12 protein-coding genes are annotated in these 12,543 nt (G+C 76.0%); 7 read left to right on the top strand and 5 right to left on the bottom strand.

What is annotated here, in order from left to right; translation table 11 throughout:
- Position 1: 1 nt before the first annotated feature.
- From ACIBQ6_RS46590 to ACIBQ6_RS46570, 5 genes are read left to right on the top strand one after another with little or no spacing between them, the layout of a single operon-like run.
- On the top strand, positions 2-556 hold the full coding sequence (locus ACIBQ6_RS46590) for a toxin-antitoxin system HicB family antitoxin (RefSeq protein WP_397219088.1): 555 nt from the start codon (positions 2-4) through the stop codon (positions 554-556).
- A 5-nt stretch (positions 557-561) separates the two neighbouring features.
- Positions 562-1,494, top strand: coding sequence for a DUF4097 family beta strand repeat-containing protein (locus ACIBQ6_RS46585; RefSeq protein WP_397219087.1), 933 nt, complete (start codon positions 562-564; stop codon positions 1,492-1,494).
- Between the two features lie 17 nt (positions 1,495-1,511).
- Entirely contained in the window at positions 1,512-2,477 is a 966-nt protein-coding gene (locus ACIBQ6_RS46580; protein ID WP_397219086.1) for an ATP-binding cassette domain-containing protein, read from the top strand.
- On the top strand, positions 2,474-3,277 hold the full coding sequence (locus ACIBQ6_RS46575) for an ABC transporter permease (RefSeq protein WP_358299601.1): 804 nt from the start codon (positions 2,474-2,476) through the stop codon (positions 3,275-3,277). The genes ACIBQ6_RS46580 and ACIBQ6_RS46575 overlap by 4 nt, the downstream gene beginning before the upstream one ends.
- Positions 3,274-3,780, top strand: a complete 507-nt coding sequence (locus ACIBQ6_RS46570; protein WP_397219085.1) for a DUF1707 domain-containing protein — start codon at positions 3,274-3,276, stop codon at positions 3,778-3,780. Before ACIBQ6_RS46575 ends, ACIBQ6_RS46570 begins: the two co-directional genes overlap by 4 nt.
- Positions 3,781-3,795: 15 nt before the next feature.
- Here ACIBQ6_RS46570 and ACIBQ6_RS46565 read toward each other — a convergent pair whose 3' ends face one another.
- On the bottom strand, positions 3,796-5,874 hold the full coding sequence (locus ACIBQ6_RS46565; protein WP_397219084.1) for a prolyl oligopeptidase family serine peptidase: 2,079 nt from the start codon (positions 5,872-5,874) through the stop codon (positions 3,796-3,798).
- Between the two features lie 402 nt (positions 5,875-6,276).
- Here ACIBQ6_RS46565 and ACIBQ6_RS46560 point away from each other — a divergent pair, with 402 nt between their 5' ends.
- Positions 6,277-7,068, top strand: coding sequence for a putative protein N(5)-glutamine methyltransferase (locus ACIBQ6_RS46560; RefSeq protein ID WP_397219083.1), 792 nt, complete (start codon positions 6,277-6,279; stop codon positions 7,066-7,068).
- A 166-nt stretch (positions 7,069-7,234) separates the two neighbouring features.
- Here ACIBQ6_RS46560 and ACIBQ6_RS46555 read toward each other — a convergent pair whose 3' ends face one another.
- The 3 genes from ACIBQ6_RS46555 to ACIBQ6_RS46545 form a co-directional block, all read right to left on the bottom strand.
- Positions 7,235-7,579 carry a WGxxGxxG family protein gene (locus tag ACIBQ6_RS46555; protein ID WP_358299613.1) on the bottom strand — a complete coding sequence of 115 codons (345 nt, stop codon included), beginning with the start codon at positions 7,577-7,579 and terminating at the stop codon, positions 7,235-7,237.
- A gap of 184 nt (positions 7,580-7,763) precedes the next feature.
- Complete coding sequence (locus ACIBQ6_RS46550) at positions 7,764-9,134, bottom strand: diaminopimelate decarboxylase (protein ID WP_397219082.1); 1,371 nt, start codon at positions 9,132-9,134, stop codon at positions 7,764-7,766.
- Between the two features lie 151 nt (positions 9,135-9,285).
- Positions 9,286-10,896, bottom strand: coding sequence for a helix-turn-helix domain-containing protein (locus ACIBQ6_RS46545; RefSeq protein WP_358299619.1), 1,611 nt, complete (start codon positions 10,894-10,896; stop codon positions 9,286-9,288).
- 45 nt (positions 10,897-10,941) lie between these two features.
- Between ACIBQ6_RS46545 and ACIBQ6_RS46540 the strand changes: the two genes are divergently transcribed.
- Entirely contained in the window at positions 10,942-11,475 is a 534-nt protein-coding gene (locus ACIBQ6_RS46540; RefSeq protein ID WP_397219081.1) for a hypothetical protein, read from the top strand.
- A 72-nt stretch (positions 11,476-11,547) separates the two neighbouring features.
- Here ACIBQ6_RS46540 and ACIBQ6_RS46535 read toward each other — a convergent pair whose 3' ends face one another.
- Positions 11,548-12,312 (bottom strand): PP2C family protein-serine/threonine phosphatase, encoded by a 765-nt coding sequence (locus tag ACIBQ6_RS46535; protein WP_397219080.1) that lies wholly within the window; start codon positions 12,310-12,312, stop codon positions 11,548-11,550.
- Between the last annotated feature and the right edge of the window lie 231 nt (positions 12,313-12,543).

Raw genomic sequence — 12,543 nt, 5'->3', positions numbered from 1 at the left:
CATGGACCTTGCCCCGTATGTCGATCAACTCCGGCGCGAGCTCATGCTCGCCGCCGGGACGGGCGGCGAGGAGGCCCGTGCGCTGGCCGAACGCTTCGCCGCCACGTTGGAGTCGGCCGCCCGGCTCGCGCTGCTGGAGGCCCTGTCGGCCGCCGCGGACGAGATCACCCAGGACCTCGCGCCCGGCTCGGTCGAGGTGCGCCTGCGCGGCCGCGACCCCGCCTTCGTCGTGACGTCACCGCCCGCCGCCCACCCGTTCCCGGACCAGGACGAACCGCCCGTCAGCGCCGGGCCGGGCGAGCGGCCGCCCACACCGCCGCCGCCACCCGAGGCGGACGAGGGCGGCACGTCCCGGATCTCCCTCCGGGTGCCCGAGGCGCTCAAGCCGCGCATCGAGGAGGCGGCCGCGCGTGACGGGCTGTCCGTCAACGCCTGGCTGGTCCGCGCCGTCTCCGCGGCGCTCGACCCCGCCGACGCCACCCGCGACGCCACTCGCCGCGCCACCCGGCGCCCGGCCCCGCAGACCGGCAACCGCTACAGCGGCTGGGTGCGCTGATGACCATGCCGACCGATGACAGGGAGACCGGAATGCCGGCCTTCGACACGCCCCGCCCCATCGTCGCCGTCCTCGACCTGGCGACCGCCGCCGTCCGCGTCGTCGCGGGTGACCGCGGCGAGACCGTGGTCGAGGTCCGCCCGAGCGACGAGCACAACGACGCCGACGTGCAGGCCGCCCGGCACGTCCAGGTCCATTACGCCGACGGCAGGCTCACGGTGGCCGCCGACAAGGAGCAGGGCGCGCCGGCGCTCGGCTGGGGGCTCTCGCTCGGCAAGCTCGTCGAGTCGCCCGCCGACTGGGCGCGTTCGCTGCTGCTCGGCACGGGCTCGGTGGAGGTGACGGTCGAGCTGCCGGCCGGCTCCCGCCTCGACGCCAGGACGTCCGGCGGCCTGTCGTGCCGCGGGCGGCTCGGCGACGTCACGGCGACCACCACGTACGGAGACATCCGCGTCGAGGAGGCCGGACGGCTGCGCCTGAAGAGCACCCACGGCACCGTCTCCGTCACCCGCGCCCGCGGGCACGCCGAGATCACCACGAACCACGGCGACATCCGCGTCGGCGAGATCGACGGCACCGCCGCGGTCAAGACCGCCCACGGCGACGTGCGCCTCGGCGAGGTCACCGGCGAGCTGCGGCTCAACAGCGCCCACGGCGACATCACCGTGGAGCGCCCGCTGGCCGGCGTCGTCGCCAAGACCGCCTACGCCGGTGTGGAGATCCGCGAGGTGGCGTCCGGCACGGTCGTCATGGAGACCACCGGCGGCGGCCTGGACGTCGGCGTCCCCGAGGGCACCTCCGCCTGGCTCGACGTCAGCTCCCGGTACGGCACCGTGAACGTCGCCCTCGACCCCGGCGACAACCCCGGCGACGCGGCGCGGACCGTCGAGATCCACGCCCACACCACGCACGGCGACATCGACATCCACCGTTCCTGACGACCGAGGAGACCGACATGCCAGACGCGATCGTGGTCGAAGGGCTGACCAAGAGGTTCGGCGACGTGGCCGCCCTCGACGGCGTCGACCTGACCGTCCCGGAGGGGACCGTCTTAGGACTGCTGGGCCCCAACGGCGCCGGCAAGACCACCACGGTGAGGATCCTCACCACGCTCCTGCGACCGGACGCCGGGCACGCCACGGTGGCCGGGTTCGACGTCGTCCGCGACGCCCGCCGGCTGCGCGCCCGCATCGGCGCGTCCGGCCAGTACGCCGCCGTGGACGACCACCTCACCGGCGCCGAGAACCTGGAGATGGTCGGCCGCCTCTACCACCTGGGCGCCCGGCGCAGCCGCGAGCGCGCCCGCGAGCTGCTGGACCGCTTCGACCTCGCCGACGCCGCCGACCGCCCGGTGCGCGGCTGGTCCGGCGGCATGCGCCGCCGCCTCGACCTGGCCGGCGCGCTGGTCGCCGACCCGCCCGTGCTGTTCCTGGACGAGCCCACCACCGGCCTCGACCCCCGCGCCAGGATCGCCCTGTGGGACGTCATCGCCGAGCTCGTCCGGGAGGGCACCACCGTCCTGCTCACCACCCAGTACCTGGAGGAGGCCGACCGGCTCGCCGACCGCATCGTGGTGGTCGACCACGGGCGGGTGATCGCCCGCGGCACGGCCGAGGAGCTGAAGGACCAGGTCGGCGGCGACCGCATCCAGCTCTCGGTGACCAGCGCGGCGAGCCTGGACCACGCCGCCCGCGCCCTGGCGCCGCTGGCCCTGGGCGAGATGCAGGTCGACGCCGCCGCCCTGCGCATGACGATCCCGGTGACCGGCGGCGCGGCCGCGCTGACCCGGGCGCTCGGCCACCTGGCCGCCGAGCGGATCGCCGTACGCGACGCCGGGCTGCGCCGGCCCACCCTCGACGACGTGTTCCTCACCCTCACCGGACGCCAGGCCGTCGACAAGACCGAGGAGACCGTTCGATGAACGCCTTCCAGCTGGCCGCCGCCGACGGCCTGACCATCGCCAGGCGCAACGCGCTCAAGATCCGCAGAGCCCCCGACCTGCTGGGCGGCGTGATCATGCTGCCCATCGTGTTCGTGGTGCTGTTCACCTACGTCTTCGGCAGCATGATCGAGCTGCCCGGCATGTCCTACGGCGAGTACCTGCTGCCCGGGATCTTCGTCATGACGATCGTCACCAGCGCGCAGATCACCGGCTACACGCTCACCCAGGACCTGCAGAAGGGCATCTTCGACCGGTTCCGCACCCTGCCGATGTCCCCGACGGCGGTGCTCACCGGCCAGACCGTGAGCGACGTGATCATGAACGTCACCAGCATCGCCACCATGGCGCTCGTCGGCCTGCTGGTCGGCTGGCGCGTCCACAGCTCGCCGCCGGAGGCGGTGCTCGGGTTCGCGATGCTGCTGCTGTTCGCCTACGCCTTCTCCTGGGTGACGGCCACCGTCGCGCTGGCCCTGCGCACGCCCGAGGTGTTCAACAACCTCGCCACCCTCACCTCGTTGCCGCTGGTGTTCCTGTCCAACGCGTTCGCCGACTCCACGCGCCTGCCCGGCCCGCTGCGGCCGATCGCCGAGTGGAACCCGGTCTCGACGCTCGTCCAGGCCGCGCGTGAGCTGTTCGGCAACACCAGCGCCGCCCTGCCCCAGCCCGCCGCCTGGCCGCTGCGGCACGCCGTGCCGGTGTCGCTGCTGTGGTCCGTGCTGCTCCTGGCCGTGTTCGTGCCGCTGGCCACGCGGCTGTACAACAGGGCCGTCAGCCGATGAACACCGTCTCGGGCGCGGACCGCGAGCGGGCGGTCGAGCTGGTCCAGCAGGCGTACGCGGACGGCCGGCTCGACCCCGGCGAGCTGGAGCGGCGGCTCGAACTGGCGCTCACCGCCACCTCCGCCCGCGAGCTGGCGCCGATCGTCGCCGACCTGCCGGACGAGGTGGTCCGGCTGGGCTCCACCGGCGGCGCCGTCACCCGGACCGGCGACTGGGAGGTCCCGCGCCGCCTGTGCGTCGACTCCAGGTACGGCCGGGTGCGGCTCGACCTGTCGCGGGCCCACGTGCCGTACGCGCGCATCGACATCGAGCTGCTGCTGGCGTACGGCAGCGCCACGATCGTCCTGCCCGCGGGCGCCACCGCGAACGCCGACGGGGTGCGGTCCGAGTGGGGGCGGGTGACCTGCAAGGTCCCCGGCCGGCCCCGCCCCGGCCACCCGCACGTCCAGGTGACCGGCGACCTCCCCTACGGCCGCCTGCTCATCCGCCCGGCCCGCTGCTGACCCGGCCCCCGGCGGCTACCCGTTCAGGTGGCGGCGGAGGAAGTCGAGCTGGAGGAGGAGCAGGCCCTCGAAGACGTCCTCGTCCGAGGTGGGGGCGTGGGAGGCGCCGGACAGCGGCAGCACCTCGTGCGGGCGTCCCGCGGCCAGCAGGGCGGACGACAGGCGCAGCGTGCCCGCCGGGAACACGTTGTCGTCGGACAGGCCGTGGACGAGCTGCAGGGGGCGGGCCAGGGTGTGCGCCTCGACCAGGGTGGAGCAGGCTTCGTAGCGGTCGGGGTGGCGGTCCGGGTGGCCGAGGAAACGTTCCCGCCAGTGGGTGTCGTACAGACGCTGCTCGCTGGTGCCGGCGCCGGCGACGGCGGCGTGGAAGACGTCCGGACGCCGCAGCACCGCCAGGACGGCCAGCGTGCCCGCGAACGACCAGCCGCGCATCGCGACCCGGCGCAGGTCCAGCTCCGGGTGGCGGGCGGCGACCGCGTGCAGGGCGGCCACCTGGTCCGCCAGCACGGGGCCGAACATGTCGCCGTGCACCTCGCGCTCCCAGGCGGGGCCGCGGCCCGGCGTGCCGGCCCCGTCGGTGACCAGGACGGCGAACCCCTGCTCGGCGAACCACTGCGAGACGAACATCATGGGCGCCTGCTCGTCGGTGACCCGGCGCCCGGCCGGCCCCGCGTACGGGTCCAGCAGGACGGGCAGCGCCGGGTCGCCGGGGCGGTGCCAGGAGGGGAGGTGCAGGTGGCTGCGCAGCTCGCGCGCGGTGGTGACGAGCGACAGCCGGCGCAGCGCCAGCACCGGCCGCTGCGCCGCCGACGCCACCTCGACCCCGCTCCCCGTCGGGGACGCCGTCCCAGGGCCTTCCACGCGGACGCGCTCGCCCGGGTGCTCGGCGGTGCGGATGACGTGGACGAGGGTGCCCCCGCGCCGGGTCCCGCCGTGCACCCCGGGCGCGACGCTGAGCCGGTGGGCGCCCGCCGCCGGGGTGTGCAGCCACAGGTGGGTCTGCGCGGGGTCGTCGGAGGCGGTGAAGAGCACGTCCTCGCCGTCCACGCCGAGCACCGCCTCCAGGTGCAGGCCGGGCGGCGTGACCGGGACGCCGCCGACGGTGAGCCGCCGCGTGCCGTCCAGGTCGGCGTGGGCGACCAGCCGGCCGGAGCCGGTACGGGCGGGCGTGCCCGGGACGAGCTGCACCCAGTACGGATCGTGCTGCTCGGCCAGCAGCCGCGTCCGGCCGGAGTCCGGGTCGGCGGCCAGCACGCGGACCGTCCGCTGGTCCCTGCTCTGCACCGACAGGTACGGGCCGTGGGCGTCCCAGCCGGCGGCCGTCACGTACTCGAAGGCGGTCCGGTCCCAGGCGACCTCGACGCGCCCGCCGTCCATCGCGCCGTCCACCCCGGCGATCCAGAGGGTGACGTCGGCGTTGGCGGTGCCGGCCGCCGGGTACCGCACGGCCCGGGGCGGGCGCGCGGGCTCGGCGGGGTCGCCGACGTGCCAGAGCGTGACGCCGGCCTCGTCCACCCGGGCCGTCAGCAGGCGGCCGCCGTCGGGGGACCACCAGTAGCCGCGGGATCGGCCCATCGAGGCGGACGCGGCGTACTCGGCCACGCCGAACCGCACGTCCGGCCCGTCGGGCTCGGCCACGACGTGGTCGCCGGCGCCGTCCGCGCCGATCACCCGCAGCGCGCCGCCGGAGAGGTAAGCGACCAGCCGCCCGGCCGGGTCGGGCCGCGGGTCACGGGCCGTGCCGAGCGCCGGCAGCGTACGGGCCGCGCCGGTGGGGACGTCCACCGCCCACAGCGCGCCCGCCAGGGCGAACACCGCCAGGCCGGCCGCGTCGTCCGTGGCGTAGGAGCCGATCCCCTGAGCGCCGCCGCCGGTCAGCGCGGCGGGGTCGGCGAGCAGCCGCTCCTCGCCGGAGCCGGCGTCCAGGGCCCAGAGGCAGGTGACCGGGTCGTCGCCGGCGCGGCTGCGCAGGAACAGCACGACGGAGCCGTCCGCCGAGACGGTGAAGGCCGAGGGGGCGCCCAGGGTGAACCGCCGGGTGCGGGCGAACTGCCGGGGCAGGCTGATCTTGGTGTCGTCGTCGTGGTGCGGCATATGTGCCTGGTTCCTCTCACGGTGGTCCGGTTGTCGGGCACGACAAAAAGCGCACACCGTAGTGGTGTGCGCTTCGTTCGTGTCAGGTGATCGGCGGGACTTCTCGCGCGGCTCCCGCGGCCGCCTCCTGCTCGCCGGGACGATCTCCGCGGCCGAGCTCCCGGACATTTTACTACGTGATCATCCGCGTGGCGGCGTGCGCGTGACCGGGGGAGATCCCCGGCGGCCGCCCGCGTCGGGCCGGATCGGCTCTGGTACTGTGACGGTCTCTGGCCGAGAACGTCCGTAGGAGGTGAGACCCATTACCGCTTCGTCAGGCTGGGGCTCCCTTCCGGCACACGTCCGGCCCGCCTGGGCCAGGTGACCGCGGGGAGCGCCCATCGGCATCCCGAAAGGCTCCCCATGTCCCCCTCCCCGATCCCCGTGTCCGCCGTCGTCGCCCGGCTGCGCGCCGCCGGCTGCGTCTTCGCCGAGGACGAGGCCGAGCTGCTGGTCTCCACCGCCCGTACCCCCGCCGAGCTGGCCGGGATGGTCGAGCGCCGGGCCGGCGGGCTGCCGCTTGAGCACGTCCTGGGCTGGGCGCGGTTCTGCGGCCTGCGCGTCGCCGTCGAGCCCGGCGTGTTCGTGCCGCGGCCGCGCACCGAGTTCCTCATCCGTCAGGCCGTCGCGCTGGCCCGCCGGGCCGGCCGCCCGCCCGTCGTGCTCGACCTGTGCTGCGGCACGGGCGCGATGGGCGCCGCGGTCGCGGCGGCGCTGGGGGAGGGGGCCGAGGTGCACGCGGCCGACCTCGACCCCGCCGCCGTGCGCTGCGCCCGGCTCAACCTGCCCGGCGGCCACGTCCACCAGGGCGACCTGTACGACGCCCTGCCCGGCTCGCTGCGCGGCCGCGTCGGCATCCTGATCGCCAGCCCGCCCTACGTGCCGACCGAGTCGGTCGGCCTGCTGCCGCCCGAGGCGCGCCTGCACGAGCCGCTGATGGCGCTCGACGGCGGCGGCGACGGGCTCGACGTGGTGCGGCGGGTGATCGCGGGCGCGTCCGGCTGGCTCGCGCCGGGCGGGCACCTGCTGGTGGAGACCAGCGAACGGCAGGCCGCGGCCACCGTCCGGGCCGCCGTGGCCGCGGGGCTCCCGGCGCGGGCCACGGTCTCGGAGGAACTGGACGCCACCGCCGTCATCGCCACCCGCCCCGCCTGAGGCCCGTACCCACGCGAACCGGACAACGCCCGCCTGAGGCCCGTACCCGCGCGAACCGGACTACGGCGGATCGGGCCGCGGCGGCGCTGCAGGGGTCGGGGGCTCCGGGGGCGGGCAGCGCGGTGCCCGGCGCGCCGGAGCGTGCCGGGCACCGCCCGCGTCCTCCTTACGGACGCTGCGGGCGGGTGGGGTTGGCGGTGGTCCCCGTCGTGGTCCCGGTGGTACCCGTGGTCCCGGTGGTACCTGTGGTTCCTGTCGGGCGGGTGGTCATGTGCTCAGCCGTCCCCACCGGGTTGCGGCCCTTGCGCAGGCCCGCCAGCCCCAGCAGTCCGAGCAGCCCCAGCAGGCCCCACAGACCGCCGTTGCCGCCGCCCTCGTCGTATCTGTTCTCGGTCGGTTGCGGGCTCGGCGTCGCCTGGCTCTGGACGACGGGCGTGTCCGCCACAGCGGTGGCGGCCGGGGCCAGCGCCAAGCAGAATGCCATCCCCAGGCCGGTGAGCGTCTTGCGCATGTGGGTTCCCCCGGATCCGGCGGCCCTCAAGGCGGAGAGCCGCCTGTCGCGCCTTCCGGGCGACGGCCCGGAAGGTTCCCCCGAAATGGAGCGAGAACTCCATACTCGCTGGTAGACCTACCCTCACGCGCGAAAACAATCCCCACAAACCAGGACATACCGCCATAGTTGGGACGGCAGGCGTTCAGGCGATGGCCGCCAGGAGGCCGGTCAGCGCGTCGGCCTGGGCCAGCCCGCTGGCCGCGGCGATCTCGTCCAGGGTCTGCGCCGGGCGCACCTCGCTCAGCCGGACGTCGCCGTCCGCCGTGACGGTGAAGCCGTGCACCGCCGGATAGGGCAGGCTGTTGTAGGCCCACGGGGTGGAGAAGTAGTAGGCGCCGGTGTCGTGCAGCACGACGATGTCGCCCTCGGCCAGCTCCGGCAGCTCCCTGGCGTGCGCGACCACGTCACCGGCGAAGCAGCACGGGCCCGCGACGTCCTGGGCGAGCAGGGGGCCGTCCTTGGGGTCGCCCGCCGGGCCGTACGCGCCGACCCGCAGCGGCCAGGCGTCCGGCATGAGCACCGTGCGGGTGGCGACCTGCGCGCCCGCGTGGGTGATCGCCACCCGACGCCCGCCCGCGTCCTTGGTGTACTCCACCAGGGCCGCGACGAAGCCGTTCTTGGCCAGCAGCGACCGGCCGAACTCGGTGACCAGCGCGTACCGGCCGTCGAACAGCCCGGGGACGGCCGCGCGCAGCGTGGCGACGTAGTCGGCGTAGGTGGGGGCCACCTCGTCGCCGTCGAAGTTCACCGGCAGGCCGCCGCCGATGTCGATGCTGGTGATCTGCCGGACCCCGAGCGTCGCGTTGATCTCCTCGGCCAGCCGGTAGGTCTCGGCGATGCCCGCCGCGATCAGCTCCAGCGGGCAGCCCTGGGAGCCGACGTGCGCGTGCAGGCGGGTCAGCCACGGCCGTTCGGCGAAGGCGCGGACGACGGCCTCGCGGGCCCCCGGGTCGCGCAGCGCGACGCCGAACTTGGAGGTGGCGGTCGCGGTGCTCATCGCGCCGATCGTGCCGGTGCCGACCTGCGGGTTCACCCGCAGCCCCAGCACCGAGGAGGAGTCCGGCGCGCGCAGCTCGTCGATGCGGCGCAGCTCGGCCAGGCTGTCGGCGTTGACCGCGACGCCCAGGGACAGGGCCTGGCGCAGCTCCTCGCGGGTCTTGGCGGGGGAGTCGAAGACGATCGTGCCCGGCGCGAACCCGGCGTCCAGCGCGATCCGCAGCTCGCCGGGGCTGGCCACCTCACACCCCATGCCCGAGGCGGCCAGCAGCCGCAGGACGGGGATCAGCGACGCGGCCTTGGCGGCGAAGGTGTGCAGCACGTCCGGGACCTCGCCGAACGCCTCGTGCAACGCCCTGACCGAGTCCCGCACGCCGGCGGTGTCGACGAAGCCGGCGACCGGCTCGCCCGGGCCGAGCGCGCCGGCGCGTACGGCATGGCGCAGCACGTGGGCGGCGCGTTCGGCGGTGGTGCCGCGGGCCGGGGCGGGCGCGAGCGTGGCACTGCTCTGGATCACGTCCAAGGCTCCTGGATGCATCGGGAAAGAGGGAGTTTCGGAGGGGGGCCAGACGAGATTCGGCCATGACCGCAGGCCAAGTCTTCAGCCGGGCGGACAAAGCCCGCATACGGCTTTGTCCACCCGGCCAAGGAAAATCCGGAGCCCCAGGTCAGGCGGCCAGGCGGACGGCGAGGGTGAGCAGCAGCCGGGTGTCGGGGTCGTCGAGATCGACGCCGAAGCGCTCGCGGACGCGGCGCAGCCGGTAGCGCAGGGTGTTCGGGTGCAGGACCAGCCGGCGTGCGGCGCGGCCGACGTCCCCGGCGGCGTCGAGGTAGGCGGCGATCGAGCGGACCAGCTCGCCGCCCGCCGCCAGGTCGGCGTGGACCAGGTCGTACACCGGGCCGCTGCCGCGTTCCCACACCGGGCGGACGGCGTCCAGGACGCGCAGCACGTCCAGGGCGGGGCCGAGGTCGGCCGCCAGGGCGTGGCGGGGGCCGGCGTCGCGGGCGCGCAGGACCCGTACGACCAGGTCGGCCTCCTCCCGCGAGCCCGCCGCGACCAGCGGCGAGGCGGCCACCGACCCCGCCCCCACCAGCACCGCGGCGGCGCCCGGCGTCGAGGCGGCCAGCCCGTCCAGCTCCCGGGCCAGCCCGAGCACGTCCCGCTCGTCGCCGCCGCGCACCGGCACCAGGGCCAGCACCCGGCCGGTCTCCCGCAGCACCCGCACGCCCGTCCGGTAGGAGGCGGCGTGCAGCGCGAGCACCTCCAGCACCCGCTCACCGGCCGGGCCCCGGGCCGCCGCGCCCTCGCCCGCCGCGTCGGGGCCGGTCTCGGCGATCACGACGGCGCAGCGCAGGTCGGGCGGCAGGCCCAGCGTCCAGGCGTGGGTGCTCATGTCGCCCTCGCCGCCCAGCAGCCCGCGCAGCGCGTGCTCCTCGCGCAGCCGCGCGCCGCTCTCCCGCAACCGGTGCTGCACCAGGTACGGCACCGCCACCTCCGCGGCCCGGCTCAGCGCGCTGGCCGCGTTGGGCGACAGGCTGCGGCCGTCGGCGGCGGCCCAGATCGAGCCCAGCATCTCCCGCCCGCTCCGGATGGCGATGATCAGCCGCTCGGGGGTGTCGCCGTCGGCGGGCCGGTGGATCACCTCGCCGGAGGACCACAGGGTGCGCAGCAGGCCGCTGCGGCGCAGTTCGTCCACCCGCCAGTCGGGCACCCGGCCGCCCAGGATGGTGGAGCGGCGCAGCTCGTCGGCCTCCGGCCCGGTGGCCGAGTGCGCCAGCACGCGGAACTGGGTGTCCTCGATGGTGATCGAGCCGCCGGTGAACTCGGCGACCACCGACGCCAGCGCGGCCAGCCCGCCGCCCGCCGTGGCCTCGGCCATCCGGTCGCCGCGTCCCGCCTCGCCGTAGGCGGCGGCCGAGCGCAGCAGGGTCGCCACGTCGTCCCAGTCGGCCCACTCGGCGCGCGCCAGCAGGGCGATGCCGACCTGCTCGGCCGCGTCGAGCGCGTCGTCGGCCAGGTCCTCGCCCGCCCGCACGACCACCGCCGCGGCGCCGCGCCGCGCCGCCTCGCGGATGGAGGCGGTGGCCGCGCCGGTGGAGTGGAACAGCCCGGCCGCGAGCACGATGCGGCCCGCGTACGAGCGGGCGGGCCCCTCGTCGCCGATGATCATCCCGGACACGTGCACGTCCTGGCCCGACGGCGCGAGCAGCAGCCGCAGGACGCCGCCCTCGTCGAAGGCGAGCAGCTCGCGGAGGGTGATCTGCCCCCGTTTGTTCATGACGGGGAGCATACGCAGGTCACGACGCCTGGCAGGCTGGGGGCCATGCGATTCGGCGTACGCCAGTTCGAGCTGGCCCTGATGCACCGCATGCGCGACCTCAACCCGCGACGCGTGGAGCAGGCGCTGGCCGACCTGGACGCCTCCCGCGCCGAGCTGCGCGCCGCCCACGCCCACTGGACCCGGCTGGCCCACGCCCCTCGGGCGCCCAAGGGACGGGCCGCGCTGCGGATGGCGCTCGGCCCGCCCGCGTACGCCGGCGAGGCCCCGTTCGGCAGCCTGACCTGCGACGTGGCCCGCTGGCGGCTGCCGTCCTGGCCGGAGTTGGAGTTCGAGGCGCTGACCGGCCCCGGCGGCGAGGTGTGGAACCTGTGGTTCGTGCGGCCCGGCGGCGACCGGCGGCTGTCGGCCGCCGACCTGACCCCGTGGGGGTGCGTCGTGGCCGACGTCGCCGCGAGCTTCCCGGTGCGCTTCCAGGGCGAGGGGGCGGCCCCGCACCACTGGGCGGTCGACTTCGCCTGCGAGGGCACGTCCCGCCGTGCCCTGTTCGTGTACGGCCTCCTCCAGCGTCTGGGCTGACGCCCCGGCGCGCCCCCATGCCACCCGGCCCCCGCCTTCGCGTCGGTGGCACGTTCCACAGGCGGCCGGAGGTCAGGCGGTGACGAAGTCGGCGACGACCATCGTGGCGTCGTCCTTGGGCGCCGCGGCGGCCACCTCGTCGTACAGCCGGTCCAGGCAGGCGGCCGGGGACGGGCCGACGGCCAGCAGCTCGGTCAGCCGGTGCTCGCCCAGCGCCTTCAGCACGCCGTCGGTGACGACCGCCACGCGGTCGCCCGGCCGCAGCGGCACGGTGCCGACCTCGGGGTTCAGCGTGGAGGCCAGCCCGATCCCGCGCAGCAGCGGCCCGTCGTCGAAGGAGTGCGACGTGGTGAGCCGGCGCGGCTTGCCGCCCTTGGCGCAGTGCCAGATCGCGCCGTTGCCGACGTGGGCGAAGCGCAGGCACGGCGTCTCCCCGGGGACGAGCACCAGCAGGTCCATCGTCGTGACCAGCGCCGGCCTGGACGGCGTGCGCAACGCGGCCCGCCGGACGGCCCGGTGGGCGGCCTGGGCGCACTCGTCCATGTCCTCCTCGCGCCGGGCGGAGTGCTGCGGGCGGGCGGCGACCACGGCGCCCAGGGCCAGCGCGGCCGCCGTGTGCGCGACCTCCGTGCCGCCCTGCCCGTCGGCCAGCGCGATCAGCCGCTCCTGGACGACGTAGGCGTCGGAGGGGTGGCCGTGCGAGCCGTCGTACGTGCCGCCCGCGGTCACCAGCCGGGGCCGCGCCGCCGGCATGCCGGGCGGCCAGTCCCCCCGGCGGCCCCGGACCGCCATCACCGAGAGGCAGCCGAGCAGAATCGAGATCGAGAAAACAGTCATGATCGTCCCTCCCGTCGCGCGCGACGACACCTGCCCAGTACATCCCTCTTGCGCGGGATGCGACTGACGGCCGATCAGCCGTCGTGGGGGGGGGGGGGGGGGGGGGGGGGGGGGGCGGGGGCGGCCGCCGCGCCCCCCCCCCCCGGGGCGCGGGGGGGGGGGGGCCCGCGCCCCGGGGGGGGGGCGCCCGGCGCGGGGCGCGCGCGGCCCGCCCCGCCGCCGCGCGCCGCG

The sequence above is a fragment of the Nonomuraea sp. NPDC049655 genome (genome assembly GCF_044465465.1).
Lineage (GTDB): Bacteria > Actinomycetota > Actinomycetes > Streptosporangiales > Streptosporangiaceae > Nonomuraea.
The sequence above is the reverse complement of the archived record's forward strand: the minus strand, read 5'-3'. Positions and strand labels throughout refer to the sequence as shown.